This is a genomic window from Halomonas sp. AOP7-E1-9 (assembly GCF_052376035.1).
Lineage (GTDB): Bacteria > Pseudomonadota > Gammaproteobacteria > Pseudomonadales > Halomonadaceae > Vreelandella > Vreelandella citrativorans.
In genome coordinates this window covers 99,497-119,701 of sequence record NZ_JBQSVC010000002.1, presented here as the reverse complement: position 1 = coordinate 119,701, position 20,205 = coordinate 99,497, and the positions used below count along the sequence as shown (strand labels likewise).

14 protein-coding genes and 3 tRNA genes are annotated in these 20,205 nt (G+C 54.3%); 8 read left to right on the top strand and 9 right to left on the bottom strand.

What is annotated here, in order from left to right; genetic code table 11:
- Positions 1-8: 8 nt before the first annotated feature.
- From ACT3R4_RS02205 to ACT3R4_RS02190, 4 genes are all read right to left on the bottom strand, one after another.
- A tRNA-Asp gene (locus ACT3R4_RS02205) sits at positions 9-85 on the bottom strand.
- 38 nt (positions 86-123) lie between these two features.
- Positions 124-200: transfer RNA gene (locus ACT3R4_RS02200), tRNA-Asp, on the bottom strand.
- A gap of 59 nt (positions 201-259) precedes the next feature.
- Positions 260-335: transfer RNA gene (locus tag ACT3R4_RS02195), tRNA-Val, on the bottom strand.
- A gap of 88 nt (positions 336-423) precedes the next feature.
- Positions 424-1,161 (bottom strand): alpha/beta fold hydrolase, encoded by a 738-nt coding sequence (locus ACT3R4_RS02190; RefSeq protein WP_441677217.1) that lies wholly within the window; start codon positions 1,159-1,161, stop codon positions 424-426.
- Between the two features lie 144 nt (positions 1,162-1,305).
- Here ACT3R4_RS02190 and ACT3R4_RS02185 point away from each other — a divergent pair, with 144 nt between their 5' ends.
- The 4 genes from ACT3R4_RS02185 to fnr all read left to right on the top strand — a co-directional run bounded on the left by ACT3R4_RS02185 (position 1,306) and on the right by fnr (position 6,211).
- Positions 1,306-3,162 (top strand): heavy metal translocating P-type ATPase metal-binding domain-containing protein, encoded by a 1,857-nt coding sequence (locus ACT3R4_RS02185; protein ID WP_441677219.1) that lies wholly within the window; start codon positions 1,306-1,308, stop codon positions 3,160-3,162.
- A complete protein-coding gene (locus ACT3R4_RS02180) occupies positions 3,159-3,884 on the top strand; it encodes a sulfite exporter TauE/SafE family protein (protein WP_172117429.1) in 726 nt (241 codons plus the stop codon). Before ACT3R4_RS02185 ends, ACT3R4_RS02180 begins: the two co-directional genes overlap by 4 nt.
- Positions 3,885-3,968: 84 nt before the next feature.
- Complete coding sequence (hemN, locus tag ACT3R4_RS02175; protein ID WP_441677221.1) at positions 3,969-5,396, top strand: oxygen-independent coproporphyrinogen III oxidase; 1,428 nt, start codon at positions 3,969-3,971, stop codon at positions 5,394-5,396.
- A gap of 62 nt (positions 5,397-5,458) precedes the next feature.
- Entirely contained in the window at positions 5,459-6,211 is a 753-nt protein-coding gene (gene fnr, locus ACT3R4_RS02170) for a fumarate/nitrate reduction transcriptional regulator Fnr (protein ID WP_172117427.1), read from the top strand.
- Here the strand turns inward: fnr and ttcA are convergent.
- The 3 genes from ttcA to ACT3R4_RS02155 form a co-directional block, all read right to left on the bottom strand.
- Positions 6,198-7,109 (bottom strand): tRNA 2-thiocytidine(32) synthetase TtcA, encoded by a 912-nt coding sequence (gene ttcA, locus ACT3R4_RS02165; protein ID WP_172117426.1) that lies wholly within the window; start codon positions 7,107-7,109, stop codon positions 6,198-6,200. The two genes, fnr and ttcA, sit on opposite strands and share 14 nt — an antisense overlap.
- A 183-nt stretch (positions 7,110-7,292) precedes the next feature.
- Positions 7,293-7,886 carry a DNA polymerase III subunit epsilon gene (locus ACT3R4_RS02160; RefSeq protein WP_496201195.1) on the bottom strand — a complete coding sequence of 198 codons (594 nt, stop codon included), beginning with the start codon at positions 7,884-7,886 and terminating at the stop codon, positions 7,293-7,295.
- Positions 7,887-7,894: 8 nt separating this feature from the next.
- On the bottom strand, positions 7,895-9,709 hold the full coding sequence (locus ACT3R4_RS02155) for a putative nucleotidyltransferase substrate binding domain-containing protein (protein WP_172117424.1): 1,815 nt from the start codon (positions 9,707-9,709) through the stop codon (positions 7,895-7,897).
- 719 nt (positions 9,710-10,428) lie between these two features.
- Between ACT3R4_RS02155 and ACT3R4_RS02150 the strand changes: the two genes are divergently transcribed.
- The 4 genes from ACT3R4_RS02150 (at position 10,429) to ACT3R4_RS02135 (ending at position 17,148) form a co-directional block, all read left to right on the top strand.
- On the top strand, positions 10,429-10,689 hold the full coding sequence (locus ACT3R4_RS02150) for a DUF4212 domain-containing protein (RefSeq protein WP_087105999.1): 261 nt from the start codon (positions 10,429-10,431) through the stop codon (positions 10,687-10,689).
- Between the two features lie 6 nt (positions 10,690-10,695).
- The gene (locus ACT3R4_RS02145) at positions 10,696-12,492 is read left to right on the top strand and encodes a sodium:solute symporter family protein (RefSeq protein WP_172117422.1); all 1,797 of its coding nucleotides are present in this window, start codon (positions 10,696-10,698) and stop codon (positions 12,490-12,492) included.
- Positions 12,493-12,594: 102 nt separating this feature from the next.
- Complete coding sequence (locus ACT3R4_RS02140; RefSeq protein WP_172117421.1) at positions 12,595-13,116, top strand: hypothetical protein; 522 nt, start codon at positions 12,595-12,597, stop codon at positions 13,114-13,116.
- Positions 13,117-13,206: 90 nt separating this feature from the next.
- Complete coding sequence (locus ACT3R4_RS02135) at positions 13,207-17,148, top strand: hybrid sensor histidine kinase/response regulator (protein WP_193056875.1); 3,942 nt, start codon at positions 13,207-13,209, stop codon at positions 17,146-17,148.
- A gap of 73 nt (positions 17,149-17,221) precedes the next feature.
- On the opposite strand, the gene ACT3R4_RS02130 is transcribed toward ACT3R4_RS02135, so the two are convergent.
- Positions 17,222-17,884, bottom strand: coding sequence for a LuxR C-terminal-related transcriptional regulator (locus ACT3R4_RS02130; RefSeq protein WP_016916171.1), 663 nt, complete (start codon positions 17,882-17,884; stop codon positions 17,222-17,224).
- A 272-nt stretch (positions 17,885-18,156) separates the two neighbouring features.
- Positions 18,157-20,106, bottom strand: a complete 1,950-nt coding sequence (gene acs, locus ACT3R4_RS02125) for an acetate--CoA ligase (RefSeq protein ID WP_193053276.1) — start codon at positions 20,104-20,106, stop codon at positions 18,157-18,159.
- Positions 20,107-20,205 lie beyond the last annotated feature (99 nt).

Genomic DNA, 20,205 nt, shown 5'->3' with positions numbered 1-20,205 from the left:
AGTTATCGTGGCGGACCGGACGAGACTCGAACTCGCGACCTCCGGCGTGACAGGCCGGCATTCTAACCAACTGAACTACCGGTCCGAATAGCGATAACTGCTACAAAGTAAACCGTATGATGATGGCGGACCGGACGAGACTCGAACTCGCGACCTCCGGCGTGACAGGCCGGCATTCTAACCAACTGAACTACCGGTCCGCATTACATCATGCTGATATTACTTTGGTACTGCTTTACGTTTCCAGGCCATCTTTCGATGGTGGGTGGTACTGGGTTCGAACCAGTGACCCCCAGCTTGTAAGGCTGGTGCTCTCCCAACTGAGCTAACCACCCGCTGGTCACGTGGCGCTGCATTCTACAGAAGCCTCGCTGAATGTCAACACGTTATGTTTAAACTTTGTGATTTAAACCAGCGCGTTGCTCACATTCCCGAAGGCGTTCCATGAGCGCGGACGAAGGATGCCGCAAGTGAGGCCGCCTCGTCAATCAAAAACTCATGTTTTAATCCAGAAGCGCGCCGTGGCTTAAAGTCATGGTCACCATCAGTTAGCCAGTCAAGCCTGGTTTGAGGCGTTAATGGATAGCCAATTACTTCTTCACGCGTACCAAACGGGTCACGCTCGCCTTGCAGTACCAATACCGGACAGTGAATATCAGGCCAGTGACTTAACCGACGTTTTTCAGGCGCTTTCGGCGGATGAAACGGATAGCCCGCGGCGATAACACCAGGGCAAGCCTGCTGGCTGGCCAACATCGTCGCAATTCGTCCGCCCATCGACTTTCCGCCCACCCACAGTGGCGATGCCGCTAATGGCGCAAGCAGACGATACCAGGCAGTAAAATGCGCTACCGTGTGAGCAACCGGCGGTGGCGGGCGGCGTTTACCCTGTTGATTAATCTGCTGCATATAGGGAAAGTCAATCGCAAACACCTGAAGCCCTTGGGCTGCCAGCCCATTGATCATGCGCTGCATAAAAGATGACTGATGCCCAGCACCTGCGCCATGCGCCCATAAAATTCGCCCGATACGCGCCCGCCCCACCACTGCCAGCGGCCCAAGCCCCTCCACCAAAAAGAAGCCGGGGGCTTCAGTTTTCGCCAAGACATCTTCCAGCGCGTCTGGTGGAAGGGGCAAATATCCTGCATAAGCGTCTGGCATCACTGTTTTCTTTCTCCTGGCATTTTAATCCGCTAAACCTTCACTATTCATTCAAGAGTTTTCCGATGGCTGCTACCTTAAGGAAACACTCTTACCTGATAAAGCGTTGATGATACGGTTATTTAAAGCACGGGCAGCGAAGCCATGACAACGTTATCGGCCTCCTCTTGTTACCACTGTGGCAGCCCTGTTCCGAGCAATGCGCCTTGGCATATAACGCTGGGCGATACCACGTACCCGTTGTGCTGCCCAGGCTGCGAGGCCGTTGCCCATGCCATTGTACAGGGCGGCCTGGCGCGCTATTACCAGCAGCGCACTGAGCTGCCCGAAACGCCTGCCGGAGAGACACTCGATAGCGATGCATGGGCGTATTTCGACAGCCCTGAATTTGAGGCAAAATTCCGGAAAACGTTGCCCCCTGGCGTCGACAGTGACCAGTTAAGCGCTACGCTCGCGGTAGAAGGTATTACCTGCAATGCCTGTGGCTGGTTAATTGAACATCGCTTAAATGCGCTGAAAGGCATCATTTCAAGTGCCGTCGATTTATCACGGCATCGCCTTCACGTTAGCTGGCACCCCAGCAAGCTTAAGCTTTCCCAGCTACTGGCCGAGCTTGCCGGCATTGGCTACAGCGCCCTGCCTTTTGAGCCAGACCCTGCACAGGAACGCGTGCGCTATAAAAAACGCCTGTGTGCCTGGCGGCTGGGAGTATCGGGGGCGTGCCTTCTCGGTATCACGCTGCTCATGCTTTTTTTGCCGAGTGAAGTACGAGGGGATCTCAATACGCATACTACTACGCTGCTTCACTGGCTTCCCATGGTACTGGCAACGCTTGTCATGCTGTTTGCCACGCCGCCTTTTTTTCGACAAGCGCTTGCCGATATAAAGCGTGGCTTGTTGGGTCCGGCCGTGCCCATTACCTTGGCACTGGGCTGCGCTTACCTGGCCAGCGGCTACGCATCGTTTTTTCACACAGGGGAGCACAACGTTGGCATGTACGTTGGCATGATTGCGCTGCTCACAACGCTGTTACTGCTTTTTGGCTGCGCTCGATCATTACCCATTTTAAGAAGCCCTCAAGACACATTTAAAGGAGCCCTACCCGCCACAACCATTCGGCGTAACCCCGATAAAAGCGAGCGAATTTTACCCGCGTGTGAGCTTTGCCCAGGTGATCGTATCGTAGTGAACGCGGGGCAGCGGATACCTGCTGACGGCATTATCGAGCAAGGCGCATCAAGCCTGAACACCTCACAGCTCACCGGCGAACCGCTCCCGGTGAGTTACGCGAAAGGAGATAGCGTGCTGGCAGGCTGCCAAAACCTCGAAAACCCGCTGGTGATTAACGTAGTCCAACCGCCTGCCCATACCCGTATTGCAGTACTAAGCGCCCTAGTTGGCGCTGCTTTTACTGGGAAGCACCTGGCCAGTATTAACGCGCGCAGCGTGCACAAATGGACCGCTGGCCTGCTTATCATAACGCTGAGCGTGGCAGCCCTTTGGTGGTGGTTTAAACCGCTACTGGCATTGGATGTACTGCTTTCTCTGCTAATAGCAGGCAGTCCTTGCGCACTGGCGTTGGCAACCCCAGCGGCGCTGACGGTCGCTTACCAGCAGTTACGCACACGAGGCGTGGTGATGACGAATCCTTGCGTCCTGCTTTCATTGGCCACAACAACGCAGGCAGCAGACGAGGCGATAGCGTCTTGCTCAGACGTGGTCATACTCAGCCCACGAAGCGGGCGCGCCGTAGAAACCCTTGGCATTGCGCGCGCCACGCAGCGCTGCATACAACACTCAATGGGTATGGCGGCCTCCATCAGCGTGATAGCGCTTTGCCTGGCGGCAGTAGGCGTTCTATCGCCGTTTGGCGCCATCACGGGCGCTGGCGTCAGTGTGCTTGCCGTCATTGCTAATACGCTACGCTTTTCACACAGGCTATCTACTTCCAACGTATCCACCTCCCATTTATCCACTTCAGCAGTCAAAGGCGTGCCATGAACCCGACCGGGCTTGATCTTCCTCCGCTTATCGCCGCGTTCGTGTTTGGATTGATGGGCGGGGCCCACTGCATCGGCATGTGCGGAGGCGTCATGAGCGCATTAACCTTTGCCATTCCGCCCAGCATGCGTAGCTCGGCGCGTATGGGCGGCCTACTGCTAAGCTACAACTTGGGCCGAATATTAAGCTACATGACGGCAGGCGCGCTGGTAGCCGCGTTGGGCACCGTGCTTTCGCCCTCACTGCTGGCGCGCCAGTTGTTGCAAGGCGTTGCAGCGCTCATGCTGATTCTCATGGCGCTGTATATTGCTAACTGGTGGAAAGGGCTTTTGCGCGTGGAAGCCGTGGGCAAACGATTATGGCGTCACCTTGAGCCCTGGGGCCGACGCTTGATGCCGGTGGTTCATTTCCCCCAGGCATGCGCGCTAGGCGCCATTTGGGGCTGGCTGCCCTGTGGGCTGGTGTATTCAATGCTGGCCTGGAGCCTGGCGACGGCCCGGCCGCTTCAAGGGGCTTTATTAATGGGCGCTTTTGGCCTGGGCACCCTGCCTACACTACTGGCCACAGGACTTGCTGCACGCAAGCTTAAACATCTTATTCGTCACCCCGCGACAAGAACCATCGCTGCGCTCGTCATTATCGGCTTTGCCGTATGGCAGCTTTGGGCACTCAACATGCACTCAGGTGGGCATTCAGGCGGACACTCACACGCCAATCATTGACCTGGCGCAACGCACTACAGCGCTATGTTCTCTAGCCTATCGGTAGCTTTTAAAACGTATTTTCAGCTACCGGAGCGCCTCTTCATGCCTGTATGTGCCACGGCTGTCCCCTCATCCGTTACTGCTACCGCGTCATCCAGCACCCGCTGGGATGACGCATTGCTGCGCCGTTATGATAAAAGCGGCCCACGCTACACCTCCTACCCGACGGCGCTGGCCTTTCACGAAGGGTTTACCGCCGAAAATGCGACCCAGGCCATTGAGCGCAGCAACGCAAGCCAGCGCCCGCTCTCCATCTATGTCCATATCCCGTTTTGTCGCAAAATCTGCTTTTATTGCGCGTGCAATAAAATTGCCACGAAGAACACCGCCCTGGCCGAGTCGTATCTCTATCGGCTAGATCGTGAGATGGTCCTGACGGCCCGTCATCTGGATACAAAGCGCCCTGTCAATCAGTTGCACTGGGGCGGAGGCACCCCTACGTTTCTTTCACTGGAGCAGATGGGCGACTTGATTGACCGCCTGGACGCACGCTTCGGTCTTTCAAACGCACCAGAGCGTGACTACGCCATTGAGATCGACCCGCGCGAAGCCGATGTTTTAACCCTGCGCCACCTGCAGTCTTTGGGCTTCAACCGCCTGAGCCTTGGCGTACAGGACCTGGACCCACGCGTTCAAAAGGCGATTAACCGTCATCAGCCTCGCGTGCTTACCGAAACACTAATGGATGAAGCACACCGGTTGGGCTTTCTCTCGCTGAATCTGGATTTAATCTACGGTCTGCCCTTTCAAACGGAAAGGAGCTTCGCCAAGACGCTTGAACAGGTGATCGCGTTAAATCCGGCGCGTTTATCCGTGTTTAATTACGCGCATTTGCCTGAACGCTTCAAGCCTCAGCGACGTATCAGCGTGGATGACCTGCCAGGTGCGGATGAAAAGCTTTCGATTCTGCGTACGACCATCGACATGCTGACCGCTGCGGGCTATCAACATATTGGGATGGATCACTTTGCCAAACCCAATGACAGCCTGGCGGTTGCCCAAGCCAACGGCACCCTACAGCGCAATTTTCAGGGCTACTCCAGCCATGCCAGATGCGATCTTATCGGTCTGGGCGTGTCAGCTATTTCCCGAATAGGCGATAGCTATGCGCAAAACCCTACTGACCTGGCTAGCTACGAAGAGAACCTGGATCAAGGTCGACTGGCTACCGTGAAAGGCGTACGATTAAATCAGGATGACCTAATACGAGCCGACGTTATCGAACGTTTAATGTGCGATATGCGCCTGGATTTAGCAGCGGTTAGCCGGCAATGGCAGGTTAACGCCAACGACTACTTTGCCAGTGCGCTGGAAAGCCTACGCACTGCTGAACAGGACGGGCTAATCGTTCGCTTGGATGATACGCTTGAGGCGACGCCAATGGGCCGTTTACTGATTCGCCAACTGGCCATGGCGTTTGATGCTTACCTTCCGGGGCACTCAGGCCAACGCTACTCAAGAATCGTTTAACCGGCGGCATCAACGCCTGCGGTAGATAGCCATTTAGGCAAAAGAGAAACAGGGAGATAGTCATGCTACCCTCGACAAGCCAACGACGCTCGCTTCTTCAAGAAGCACGCTGTCAGACCTGCAGCCTAAGCTCGCTTTGCCTTCCACTAGCGCTTGAGCTTGAAGGCATGGGGCAGTTTGATGCCATCATCAGACGCCGAGCACCGCTGAAAAAGGGCGAAACACTGTTTCGTCAAGGCGACCGTTTTACCAGTGTGTATGCCGTTCGCTCAGGCAGCCTAAAACAGGTAACCAGCGAAGGTAATGGCAACGATCAGCTCACTAACTTCTTTTTGCCCAGCGAGCTTGTCGGATTGGACGGCATTGACGAAGAGCACTACCCAGGCAGCGTGATTGCCCTTGAAACCACCACCATCTGCGAAATTCCCTTTGATCGGCTGGACCTGCTTTCAGAGGAGCTGCCGGAGCTTCGTGGTCAGCTGTACCGCAGTATGAGCAAGGAGCTTCGCGATGACCGGCGCATGATGCGCCTGTTGTCGCGCAAAACCGCCGACCAGCGGCTGGCCAGTTTTCTACTGACGCTTTCAGAGCGTTTTCGGCGTCGGGGTTACTCGCCTTACAGCTTTAGGCTTTCAATGGCGCGTGCGGATATCGGCAATTATCTGGGGCTGGCGGTTGAGACGGTCAGCCGTATCTTGAGCCGTTTTCAGCAGCAAGACGTGGTGGCCGTCTCAGGGCGCGAGGTTAACATCCTCGATATGCAGCGGCTTATAGCGCTTGCTGAAGAGGAAGAGCCGGTGATTAGCTCACGTTAAATGCTTCAATACGCCCCGCCATGAGTGCTTCCTGTTTGGCTTCCAGTCCCGCAAAGTCAAACAGGTCGCGGTCAGCTAGCTGCGAAGGCGCGACGTTAGTGACCGCTTTAAACATGCTTTCCAAACGCCCCGGATACTTTTTGTCCCACTCGGCCAGCATTTCCTTAACGACCTGACGCTGCATGTTCGGCTGCGAACCGCACAGGTTGCAGGGAATAATCGGGAACTCCATCAGGCGCGAAAACTCCGCAATATCCGCCTCTTTACAGTAGGCCAGCGGACGAATCACGACATTCTTGCCGTCATCGGAAAGCAGCTTGGGCGGCATTGCCTTCAGGCTGCCGCCAAAGAACATATTCAGAAACAGCGTTTCCAGAATATCTTCACGATGATGGCCAAGGGCGATCTTGTTGGCGCCGATTTCTTCGGCAAACCCGTAAAGCGACCCGCGCCTTAACCGCGAGCAAAGCGCGCAAGTTGTCTTGCCTTCCGGCGTTTTTTCTTTCACTACCGAGTATGTATCGCGCTCCAGAATGCGGTACTCCACGCCGAGTTTTTCCAGATACCGGGGCAGTATATGCTCAGGAAAACCAGGCTGCTTTTGGTCCATATTGACCGCCACCAGTGAAAAATTCACCGGCGCATTGCGCTGCAGGTTGCGTAAAATCTCAAGCATGGTGTAGCTGTCTTTCCCCCCCGACAGGCAGACCATGATCCGATCGCCTTCATTGATCATTTGGTAATCGATAATTGCATTACCTACCTCGCGCCGCAGCCGCTTTTGCAACTTGTTGAATTCGCGTTTCTGTTTGGCATCCTCAAGCGCCGGCTGGCCTTGCAGGTCAGGCGTCGGTGCAACGGTTGCCGCGGCGGGGTCAAAATGATCAAGGTGTTGCATGATATAAGCACTGCCAATGGTAGAAGGAGCAGCCGCTATTCTAACAATACTCCCGCCGTTCACCCAACTGGCAAAATCACGTCGTTACTATGATCATAACTACGGTCATCACTATGGTTATCAATACGGTTATCAATACGGTTATCAATACGGCCATCGGCACAGGCACCACTACGCTAGAAGCTAACCCGACTGCGTCATATCACGCTGTAAGCGCATATACAGCAAGGCGCTTGCGGTGGCTTTACCTAGCAATCTCTGGGTCGAGATAGTAGGCACTTGCCAGCAGGCCAACGCCTCGGAAAACGGTTGGGAAGACTCCACTAACGGGTGTAAACGGCGCAATTGGCGTTGATGCAGTTTGGCCACATCGACCTGAACATTAGGTAGCCCAAACCCGAGGTGCGCTCTAAAGGCTCTATTAAGCATGCAAAACTGCTGGTCCAGTTGCCACCCGACCAGCGGCCGGTTGCCAATAAAATCGGTAAACGCATGCAGTGTCTCGGCACAGAGGGGTACCGCCGTGGCGGGATTGTAAAGCTGCTGATGCTGGCTTGTGTGCACTTGCTGTTGATTAAGTACCACAGCAGCCACACTTAATACCGGCGTTTCACCGGGTAGTGATTCGCAAGCCAGCGCCACTAGCTCTTCCCCCATATAGGGCTGGAAAAGCCAGGCGTAAGGCGAATTCGCATAGCGGCGCCGATCTCGCTCACGCTTAAACATTCTGCGCAGCGTTTGCCCCAGCAGTGCCATGCCTTTTTTGCTGCCTTGCATAGCGCTGCTCATGAATACTCTAAATGGTAACGATAGGAGAGGCGCTGTTTAAAGTCTTTAACGATATGTAGCGACTCGCGCAATAAATCGCGCTCAAGTGACGAGAGCTCTTGCACCACCACGTGATTGGAGCGCGCATCGTCCATATCCTGCCCGCTAAGTTGCTGTTTAAGACGCAGCTCGGTCAACAGTGAAAGTGCCTCTCCTAAATCATCAGCTGTGCGCCGTTCAAGGCGGCCATCATCAACCAGTGCCTCCAACCTGCCCAGCGTCGAGGTTACGCTGATGCGCCGCTCAAGCGCCATGGTACGTACACCGTGGACAATCGGAAAAATGCCGCCTTTTTTGATATCGATACCGTGCTGAGGCTTTTTAAGCGAACCAAAAAGCGTCAGCGGTGTTGAAAAACGCAGAGCCGCACGCGCAAAGTAGGAAAGCAGAATTTCATCATGGGCACAGCGCGCAAATAGCGCCTCGCGCACGCTTTCAAGTAAACATGGATTCCCTGCCATTGAATGAGCATCCAGCATAATGGCAAGTTTCATTAAACTATCGCCATCGCGCACGTTGGCCCATTGAGCAATACGCTTCTTCCACTGAGAAACGCTGGCAACCCACTCGGGGTTAGAGACCATGATATTACCAGGGCACGGCGGGTAACCCAGTTTTATGAGCGTCTCGGTTAAGGCCTGCATATCATCGGCGACACTTGGCCACTGGGCGTCGTCGTCTAAAATCAGACCGTTATCCTGATCCGTTTTCAAAATTTGCTCGCCGCGCCCTTCACTCCCCATCACCATCAGGCAGCTATGCTGATGATGCTCCTCATTGATAACAAAATCCCAGGCCTTGCTCATAATCCGGCCATTCAAGGCCGCCAGCAGGTCCATGGCAAAATTAAGCTTAACGCCTTGTGCCATAAGGGCTGTGACGAGTTCAGGGGTACGATGACTAGCAACTGCCAACGTTTCCAAGTCATCAGCCTGCTCCACCTGCAGACTAACAACGTAACTTCGGCTGGAAAAATAACTCAGCACATCCGTCAGCTCGACCACGCCTTTTAACGCGGCCTGCTCCATCACCACAACGCGGGTAACCTTGTGCCGAGTCATTAACACCAGGGCTTCAAACAGGTACTGCTCAGGCGTTACCGTGACAAGGGAGAAGTGCGCCACCTGACCCACCAGAGTGGCTGACGTGAAGCCGCTCACGACCAGGCCATTGAGCAAATCGGTTTTCGTCACCATGCCAAGCTTGCCTTGGGTTTCCACCAGCAGGCTGTCAGCATGGCTTTCGTTAAGCTTTTCAACCGCCCCGGCAATAGTGGTAGAAGCATCCATCAGCAGGGGCGCTCGCATACATTCACTAATGCGGGCCAGCATAAAGCCTGCCATGGTGACGCCACCGTCGGCGCGCTTTTCTGTCAACAAGCGCGCCTTGTGAGCAAGTGACTGCCTAAAGAACTGCTCAAAAGGAGGGTACTGGCGACACAGCTGGCTAAACAGAAGGCTGGGCATGGTGTAGCAAAGGCACTCCTGCTCAGCCTGAAAACGGTAGCGGCTTTTTCCGTTCAAGATGCTAATGGCGCCAAACAAGTCCCCTGCCGTGTAGTGCCCAATGTGAGCACTTGCCGCAGGCAAGGAGGGGTCTATCTCAGCGACGTCTCCCTTATGAATAAGAAAAACGTAAGCACCCTGCTCGCCCATTTCCAGGATAATGTCATCGCGGTCAAAATAGGCAAGGTCCATGCCTCGACGAACATGCTCGCGCCCCGTGTCATCAAGCAACGTAAATGGCAGTTGGGACAGATCAACATCAACCATGGGGCATGTCCTTACACTACAAAAGAAAAAAGCGACGTCCGTAAAATTGGAAGTACGTCAATCAACGGGTGAGGTACTTCTTTCTGGTTTACGGTGTTTAAGAGCCAGCCTACTACTTTTTATTAGTAACGGTAGCGTCAGACTACTGCCTAGCATAAGCCCTTCTCAATAAAGTAAACCAATTAACCCAAATAAGCCTGTACAAAACCTGCCACTAAGAAACACATACTACTCTATATACCTTTATCTATTATTCCAACGTCGCCCGACGTTGGTTTAAACGACTAAAGTAGCACCTCCCCAGCAACTAACCGTTAGCATTGAACGCTATTTTAAAGTAGCAAATATTATCTTTTAACCAAACCCTAGACCATCGTTCAACTAACGAGTAGTCTGCTGAAAAAATGTACGTAAAAACGCTAATATTCAGCCATTTGAAACTCTTTATTTAGTCTATAGTAGATAGTGATACCAAAGTCTGGGATTATTTTTTAGCGATTATTGTCCAGTATTGACAATGCATCATTCAGGGTAATTGCACAGTGCTAACCAAAACTTACCAAAATCTCATAAAACGCTTGTATCAACGGCAATAATCAATAACCAACCAAGAGACAAAACCAAGCGGTAGGTAGTTTTAGCGTGCAATTACCCTGACATGCTAAACGCTATTCCTGGTGAACTTTCCAAACCTAAAAACACAAGTGGAGAGCAACACAATGGCAGATGACAAATCCAATGCTGCGGAATACTGGAAAGCCAACGTTCGTTTAATTACCGGATGCCTTATTGTGTGGGCCTTCGTGTCTTACGGATGCGCGATTTTGTTTAGACCGCTTCTAGCAAGCATTCAAATAGGGGGAACAGACCTGGGCTTCTGGTTTGCTCAGCAGGGCTCGATCCTTACCTTTATTGCTCTGATCTTCTTCTACGCCTGGAGAATGAATCAGCTCGATAAGAAATTTGGCCTTGAGGAGTAAGTCAGAATGAGCCAATTTGCAATCAACCTGCTTTTTGTAGGCGCCTCCTTTGCGCTCTATATCGGTATCGCGATATGGGCGCGCGCGGGCTCCACAAAAGAGTTCTATGTGGCTGGCGGTGGTGTTCACCCGATCACTAACGGTATGGCCACAGCGGCCGACTGGATGTCAGCGGCCTCGTTTATTTCCATGGCGGGCCTGATCGCCTCCGGCGGTTACGCCAACTCAACCTACCTGATGGGCTGGACCGGCGGCTTCGTTATTCTGGCTATGCTGCTCGCTCCCTACCTGCGTAAATTCGGCAAGTTTACCGTTCCAGACTTTATCGGTGAGCGCTTCTATAGCCGTACCGCTCGGGTCGTCGCGGTTATCTGCCTGATTATCGCATCAGTTACTTATGTAATCGGGCAAATGACCGGGGCTGGCGTTGCCTTCTCACGCTTTCTGGAAGTACCTAGCACCTGGGGCATCTGGATCGCTGCGGGGATTGTTTTCCTGTACGCCGTCTTCGGCGGTATGAAAGGCATCACCTATACTCAGGTCGCCCAGTACATTGTACTGATTGTGGCCTACACCATCCCGGCTGTGTTCATTTCCATGCAGTTGACGGGCAACCCCATCCCCATGTTCGGTATGTTCAGCTCCCACACGGAATCTGGCCTGCCATTGCTGCAAAAACTTGATGATGTCGTCATGGCACTTGGGTTTCAGGATTACACCGCCGACGTCGACAACAAGCTGAATATGGTGCTGTTCACGCTCTCGCTAATGATCGGTACCGCTGGCCTTCCCCACGTTATCATTCGCTTCTTCACGGTTCCCAAGGTGGCTGACGCACGCTGGTCTGCGGGCTGGGCGCTGGTCTTCATCGCGCTGTTGTACTTAACAGCGCCAGCCGTAGCCTCCATGGCACGTCTGAACCTGATGACCACCGTTTATCCTGAGCTAACCGGCCAGGTTGAGAATTATGAGGAGGCCGGTGCCGAGCCAATCTTCTACGAGGATCGTCCTGAGTGGTTCCGCACCTGGGAAGAGACTGGCCTGATCACGTTCTTTGACTTTAACGATGACGGCCGCATCCAGTTCTATAACGATGCCAACGCTGAGTTTGACGTTATCGCTGATAGTCGCGGCTGGGAAGGCAATGAGCTGACGGTCAACAATGACATTCTGGTTCTGGCTAACCCAGAAATCGCCAACCTACCCGCCTGGGTAATTGGCTTGATCGCGGCGGGCGGTATTGCGGCTGCCCTCTCGACAGCGGCGGGTCTTCTTCTCGCTATCTCGTCGGCGATCAGTCATGACTTAATCAAGAACACGATCAATCCGAATATCAGCGAGAAGAAGGAGATGTTAGCAGCACGCATCTCAATGGGCGGGGCTATCTTGCTGGCCACCTATCTTGGCTTGAACCCGCCAGGGTTTGCGGCACAGACCGTCGCCCTGGCCTTCGGTATTGCCGGCGCCTCGCTGTTCCCGGTACTGATGATGGGTATTTTCTCAACTCGCATGAACAGCACCGGAGCCGTGGCCGGTATGCTGTCAGGCCTGGCGTGTACCCTGCTGTATATCTTTACCTACCTCGGCTGGTTCTTTATCCCGGGCACCAACATGCTGCCCAATACCCCGGATAACTGGCTGTTCGGTATCTCCCCGCTCTCCTTCGGTGCGGTGGGTGCCATGATCAACTTTGCCGTTGCCTTCCTTGTCTCTAGCATGACGGCGCCGCCGCCTAAAGAGATCCAGGAGCTAGTGCAAAGCGTACGCTATCCAAAAGGTGCTGGTGCCGCAGTTGATCACTAAGCCATAATCGTTCCTGAATGCGCTCGCCAGAGCGCATTTCACGGAATCCATGTCGAACCGGGCTTCCTTTGGGAAGCCCGTTCTCTTTCAGGAAATCGCTTTATGATATGGCACTTGATTGCCGCTATTTTTGCTGCACTGGCCGCTGCGGGGATTGGTTTGATTCTACGCAATCTATCTCGCAACCGGCTTCCTAAATGGATAGTGCCGGTGTTTGCGGGGCTGGGTATGCTCGGTTATCAGATTCACGTGGAGTACTCGTGGTTTGAGCACAAACAACACCAGTTACCTGAATCATCCGTCATCGTCAGTAGTGCCACCGGAACAGAAGTATGGCGCCCATGGACGTTTGTTTTCCCCATCACGACCCAGTTTAGCGTGGTGGATAGCGACAACATTATTACCCGCGATATTGAAGGTGATCAGGTGGTGGAGTTTATTCTTTACCAGTTCATTCGCCGTCATACTGATTTTGTGTCTACTCAGCCCTACTTGCTGAACTGCGAAAGCCGTGAACTGGTGCCGCTAAGCAACGAGGCTGGCGAGGCGCAGTTGAGCGAACTTCGTCTCTTGCGCGAAACATCCACGCTGTTAGCCACCGTATGCGGGAATGCCGACGCATAGGAGAGACGCAAGCGTTGCTCTTCGCCTAGAATGGGGCTCTTTACACGCGCCGCTCGCTGGGCGAGATAAACGTTGGTGGGGGAAATAGGCATGTTTCACGGTGGGCTGCTGGTCGCGGTATCCTTTCTTTATATCGCGATTCTCTTCGGTATTGCCTGGCACGGCGACCGCCGTGCCCGTACCCACGGCGCCAGCCGCCGGCGCCCCCTCATATATAGCCTGGCGCTGGCCATTTACTGCACCTCCTGGACATTTTACGGCGCAGTAGGCCAGGCAGCCACGGCAGGCTGGTCCTTTGCGAGTATTTTTGTTGGTCCTATCCTGACATTTTTACTGTTTTGGCCGGTTCTCGCCAAAATGATCCGCGTTGCCAAACACCAAAACGTCACTTCTATCGCGGACTTTATCGCCTCGCGCTACGGAAAGACGCAGTCGCTTGCCGCGTTTGCAAGCCTGGTCGCGCTGATCGGAACGCTTCCCTATATCGCGCTACAGCTAAAGGCTGTCTCGTCCACGTTTAGCGTGCTAACCGATGCCAGCGATAGCGTGGGAAGCCCGCTCTTTGGCGACACCGCCTTTTATGTAGCCGTTATTATGGCTGTGTTTGCCATTTTGTTTGGTACCCGTCATACCGATGCGACCGAGCACCATGAAGGCTTGATTCATGCCGTCGCCTTTGAATCCATCGTCAAACTTGTCGCATTTATTGTGCTAGGCGCCTTTGTTACCTGGGGCATGTTCGATGGCTTAAGCGAGCTAATGGGGCACGCAGAGAGCCAGCTTGGCCTTCAGCGCCAGCTCGCCAACCAGGACTTCGGCCAAAGTTTTTGGGCACAAACGCTGCTCGCGATGCTGGCGATTCTCTGCCTGCCACGTCAATTCCATGTGGCCGTGGTTGAAAATATTCACCCGGATGACGCCACCAAAGCCCGCTGGCTGTTTCCGCTTTATCTGTTGGCTATCGCTTTTTTCGTTGTGCCCTTGGCCGCAGCCGGGTTACTGCTCTTTTCAGAGAGCGGCGTCGAGCCTGATACCTATGTGTTGGCGCTTTCCATGGCCTCGGGCCATGAGTGGTTAGCGCTGCTGACCTTCATTGGCGGGTTTTCAGCCGCCACCGGCATGGTGATTGTTGCAGCGGTCGCCGTTTCCATCATGATCTCCAATGAAATTGTTATCCCGGCCCTGTTCCGGTTGCGCTGGTTTGATACCAAAGCCCGTGACTACGGACGCCTGGTCCTGCGAGCCCGTCGCATCACCATTGCTGTCGTGTTGGCGATGTCCTACGGCTTTTACCGACTCATCGCCGAGCTCACTTCGCTTGCTTCTATCGGCATGCTCTCCTTTGCAGCCGCCGCGCAGTTTGCCCCTGCGGTCATTGGCGGGCTTTACTGGAAACGCGGTAACCGGTTGGGCGTTATCGTGGGGATGAACGCAGGCTTTGCCATCTGGGTTTACAGCCTCTTGTTGCCCGCCATGACGAATGCCGGCGTGTTGCCCCTGGCATGGCTCTCAGACGGCCCGATGGGGATTGCCTGGCTCTCCCCCACCGCCCTTTTTGGCCTGAACCTGGGGGATAGCTTTACCCACGGCGTCATGCTATCGCTGGGCGTTAACCTGTTTTGCTATATCTTCATCTCCCAGGTGACCTCGCAGCGAGTGGTTGAGCGTATCCAGGCCTCGCTATTTGTCGATAGTGTTGAAACGCGCCAGACCTCGGTGAACCGCCCGTGGACAGGTGCCACGACGGTGGGCGACCTAAAAGTATTATGTGAGCGCTTTTTGGGCGCAAGCCAGGTGGAACGGGCATTTGAGGATTACGCGCGCCGCCTGGGCAAGCCACTGGACTACAGCACACGCGCCTCCATTGATGTTATTCAATTTACCGAGCGGTTTCTTGCCTCGGTACTCGGCGCATCCTCGGCACGCATTGTCGTTAACTCAGCGCTACAAGGACGCGGAATCGGCATTTCCGATGTTATCTCTATTGTTGATGAAGCGTCACAGGTACTGGAGTTCAACCGGGCACTGCTGCAGGCCACTATCGAAAACATTAACCAAGGGATTAGCGTTGTTGACCAAAATCTGTGCCTGGTCGTCTGGAACCAACGCTATCTTGAGCTGTTCCGCTTTCCCGACCATTTAATTCGCGTCGGCGCGCCAATTGATCGCATCTTCCGCTATAACGCTCATAACAGCGAATATGGCCCGGGCGACCCCGAAGAACATGTCCAGCTACTGCTGGATAATATTCGCGAAGGTCACCCTCATCGCTACGTACGCTATCGTCAGGATGGCAGCGTGCTGGAAGTTCAGGGTAACCCGATGCCCGGCGGTGGATTTGTTTACACGTACCAGGATATTACCCAGCAAAAGCGGATTGAAGAGGCACTGATTCGTTCCGAAAACAATATCCGTATTTACACCGATAATGTCCCTGCGCTCATTGCCTACTTTGATAAAGAGTGCCGCTACCTGTTTACCAACCGCGCCTATGAGCAAGCATTTAACATTGATCGTAATGCGGTGATTGGCCGACGCTTTGAGGATGTGTTGTCACTTAAGCAGTCAGAAGAGCGTGGCCCTTGGGTCGCCCGAGCACTGAATGGAGAGCGGGTAAGTTTTGAAGTCTCCATGCACGTCCACGATGTCATGCGCCATATGCTGGTCACCTATACCCCTCACTTTGGTGACAGCCAGTCGATTCTGGGCTTTTTCTCGCTTTATCAAGATATTACTGAGCGTCGACAAGCTGAAATAGCGCTTGAAGAGACCAATGAAACACTAGAAGAGCGCGTTCGCGAGCGCACCCAGGCGCTTTCTGAAGCCAACGCCGCCCTGCGTCAGGAGAACCGTGTTCGCGCCGAGGCCGAGCAGGCCCTGCGCCAGGCCAAGCAACTGGCGGAAGATGCCAACGCCTCTAAAACACGCTTTTTAGCAGCAGCAAGCCACGATTTATTGCAGCCGCTGAATGCTGCTCGGCTGTTTACGTCAGCGCTTATGCAAAACGTAACCACTCCGGATACGCAGCGTACCATCGGGCATATTGATAACTCGCTACAGGCCGCTGAAGAGCTGTTGAGCACGTTGCTGGATATCTCCAAACTGGACGCTGGCGCGCTGACACCGCGCCGCAGCCACTTTGCACTCGCCGATATATTCCGCCCGCTGCGCGCTGAATTTGAAGTCATGGCCGATAACCGCGGCCTGGATCTCAACGTTGTGCCAACCCAGCTATGGGTTGATTCGGACCCGCAGATGCTGCGTCGGATCGTGCAAAACTTCCTTTCCAACGCGGTGCGTTATACGCAGGATGGGCATGTGCTGCTGGGCTGTCGTCGCCAAGGACAGCGGCTTTTAATAGAAGTCTGGGACAGCGGCCCCGGCATCCCCGAGTCCAAGCTCACGGAAATCTTTCAGGAGTTCCGCCGTCTGGATCAGGTATCGCGTCACAAGGAGAGTGAAAAAGGCTTGGGACTTGGGCTCTCTATTGCTGATCGCATGAGCCGAGTGCTTGACCACCCGATTAAGGTTCGCTCCTGGGAAGGCATTGGTACCGTGTTCTCCGTCAGCGTGCCTGTGGTAGCGGCCAGGGCAATCACCGCTGCCGAGCAAGAGCCTACCAACCGGCGCAGCGGCAATAAGCTAGCCGGTGCGCGCATTGTGTGTATAGACAATGAAACCCTGATTTTGGAAGGCATGACCGCCATGCTCAGCGGCTGGGGGTGTGAAGTCTTTACCGCCACCAGCATTGGGGGCGCTAAATCCATCCTGCGCAACATGGATGGCGACCCGGATGCGATCCTCGCTGACTATCACCTGGACAATGAAGTGACCGGCTTGATGGCTCTGGACGCACTGAGCGAGCGCTTATCGGGCGCGGTGCCCGGCATTGTGATTACCGCTGACCGTACCGAAGCCGTTGCGGACATGGTCAAACGCGACGGCTATCAACTGCTGCTGAAACCGGTAAAACCTGCCGCCCTTCGCGCGCTATTGACCCGCACGTTACAGGCCAGCCGGGCCAATACATAGCCTATATGTACCGCAGAAAAAAACCGCTTACGTTGCGCGTAAGCGGTTTTTTTTAATCACGCCACGAGAGCGTTTATGACTCGACTTTAGGCGGCTCGACTTCCAGTTTTTGCGCCGCAATGACCGCTTGTGTGCGCGAATGAACGCCCAGCTTACGTAAAATCGCCGTCACATGGGCTTTAATCGTTGCTTCAGAAACGTTGAGCTCGTAGGCAATCTGCTTATTGAGCAGCCCTTCGGTTAGCATATTCAACACACGAAACTGCTGGGGCGTTAACGAAGCAATCGCTTCGGCAAAGCGCGACTCCTCTTCACTGGTCTCTTCCAACACGTTAGCCAACGCTTCTGGCAGCCAGACTTCACCCTGAAGAATTTCGCCTACCGCTTCAGCAATCAGCTGCAACGACGATGATTTAGGAATAAAGCCCGAAGCACCGTAGTCAATTGCCCGCCGCACGACGTAAGGTTCATCACTGCCCGACACCACCGCCACCGGAATATCCGGCATTTGGCCACGCAACTGAATGAGCCCTGAAAAGCCATGCGCCCCAGGCATGTGCAAGTCCAGCAAGATCAGGTCGGCATCAGGATGGCGATTGACCACTTCCGTTGTGGCTTCCATGGTGTCGGCTTCGACAATCTCAGCCTGCGGGGCTAATTGGCGCAAGGCCTGAGTGAGCGCTGCACGAAACAGCGGATGGTCGTCTGCAACGATAAACTTATGGGCTACTGCCATGGATATTCCTCCGGTTCCTCGTGCAGCGGAAATACGTGCCGCTACGACGCTAGGCTCAAACGGTCAACGCATGGTACCCCAAGGTTTCTTCATGCCCAAGCATACCTGCATATTTTGTCATCATTATGTCACCCTTTTAAACGCAACAGTGCCGACCCTCTGGTCGGCACTACAACGCATAAGCGCAGCATGCTGCTATTTGCGCTCTTTTTGGCTGACACTCATCAACTTACGTAGCACTCATCACGCTTAAGCCACTGAGTAGTAAGCTACTATTGATTGGCTCGATGCTCAATCAATTCGTCAACCACTGAGGGGTCAGCCAGCGTGCTTGTGTCCCCCAGGCCGTCGCATTCGTTGGCCGCAATCTTGCGCAAGATACGCCGCATAATCTTGCCCGAGCGCGTTTTAGGCAGCCCCGGCGCCCACTGGATCACATCGGGGGAGGCAATAGGCCCAATATCTTTACGTACCCACTGGGTCAGCTCTTTCTTAAGCTCATCAGATGGCTCAATGCTATCGTTCAGTGTTACATAGATATAGATGCCCTGCCCCTTGATATCGTGGGGGAAACCTACCACCGCCGCTTCAGCCACCGCCGAGTGAGCAACCAGCGAGGACTCTATTTCTGCGGTGCCCATGCGATGGCCCGACACATTAAGCACGTCATCCACACGTCCGGTAATCCAGTAATAGCCATCTTCATCACGACGGCAGCCGTCGCCGGTGAAGTACATGCCATCGTAGGTGGAGAAGTAGGTCTGCACAAAGCGTTCGTGATCGCCCCAGATAGAGCGCGCCTGCCCCGGCCAGGAATCAAGGATCACCAGATTGCCTTCGGCGGCGCCTTCCAGCTGGTGGCCTTCGTTATCCACCAAGGCTGGTTGTACGCCAAAGAAGGGCAACGTGGCAGAGCCAGGTTTTAGATCCATTGCGCCGGGCAGCGGAGAAATCATGATGCCGCCGGTTTCCGTTTGCCACCAGGTATCCACAATGGGGCAGTTTTCGTTGCCAATCACCCGATAGAACCACTCCCAAGCTTCCGGGTTAATCGGCTCGCCTACCGAACCCAGCAGGCGCAGGCTGTCGCGTGAGCTGGTGCTCATCACGTTGTCACCATGGGCCATCAGGGCACGCACGGCAGTGGGCGCGGTGTACAGAATGTTGACCTTATGCTTATCAACAATTTCACCCAAGCGCCCGTGAGTCGGATAGCTGGGCACGCCTTCAAACATCAACGTGGTCGCACCGTTGGCAAGCGGCCCGTAGACGATATAGCTGTGTCCGGTCACCCAGCCCACATCAGCGCTGCACCAATAGACCTCGCCCTCCTGGTAATCAAACACATACTGGTGAGTCATGGCGGCGTAGGTAAGGTAGCCACCCGTCGTGTGCTTAAGGCCTTTAGGTGCACCTGTTGAGCCGGACGTATACAGGATAAACAACGGATCTTCGGCGCCCACCGGCTCGGCGTCGCACACCGCTTGCTGTCGATCAACCAATTCATCAAACCAGAGATCGCGGCCTTCTTTCCAGTCGATGTCACCGCCGGTACGTTTTACGACCAGTACGTTCTTGCAGACGTCGGTGCCTTCGCGGGTGAGTGCTGAATCGACGTTCTCCTTGAGCGGCACGTGTTTGCCACCACGCACTGACTCGTCGGCGGTAATAATCAGTTTGGAATCAGCACCAATAATCCGCTGGGCTACCGCATCGGGCGAAAAGCCACCAAAGACGACCGAGTGGACCGCACCAATCCGTGCGCAGGCAAGCATTGCCATGGCCGCTTCTGGGATCATGGGCATGTACATCGTCACCGTATCGCCTTTCTCAACACCCAGCGACTTCAGAGCATTGGCCAATTGGCAGGTGCGCTCATGCAGTTCACGATAGGTAATGTGCTTGGATTCATCAGGATTATCGCCTTCCCAGATAATCGCCGTTTGATCACCGCGCTGTTCAAGGTGCCGGTCAAGGCAGTTGGCACTCACGTTGAGTACGCCGTCCTCAAACCACCGAATATCCACATTATCCCGTTTAAATGAGGTGTTCTTGATGATGGTTGGCACTTTAATCCAATCAAGACGCTTGGCCTGCTCTGCCCAGAAACCTTCGGGATCATCCTTGGACTGCTGGTACATGGCCGTGAACTTTTCTTTATCGGCCCAGGCGTTGGCGGCGATAGCATCGCGCACCGGATAGACGTTTTGATGTTCGCTCATAGTTGCCTCATGTCCGTAGAAACGCACTCTCAATAGGAATGTAGTCGGTATTATTCTTTGTTGCCCCGACACCACTGAATGTTCCCCTAGCATAAACCT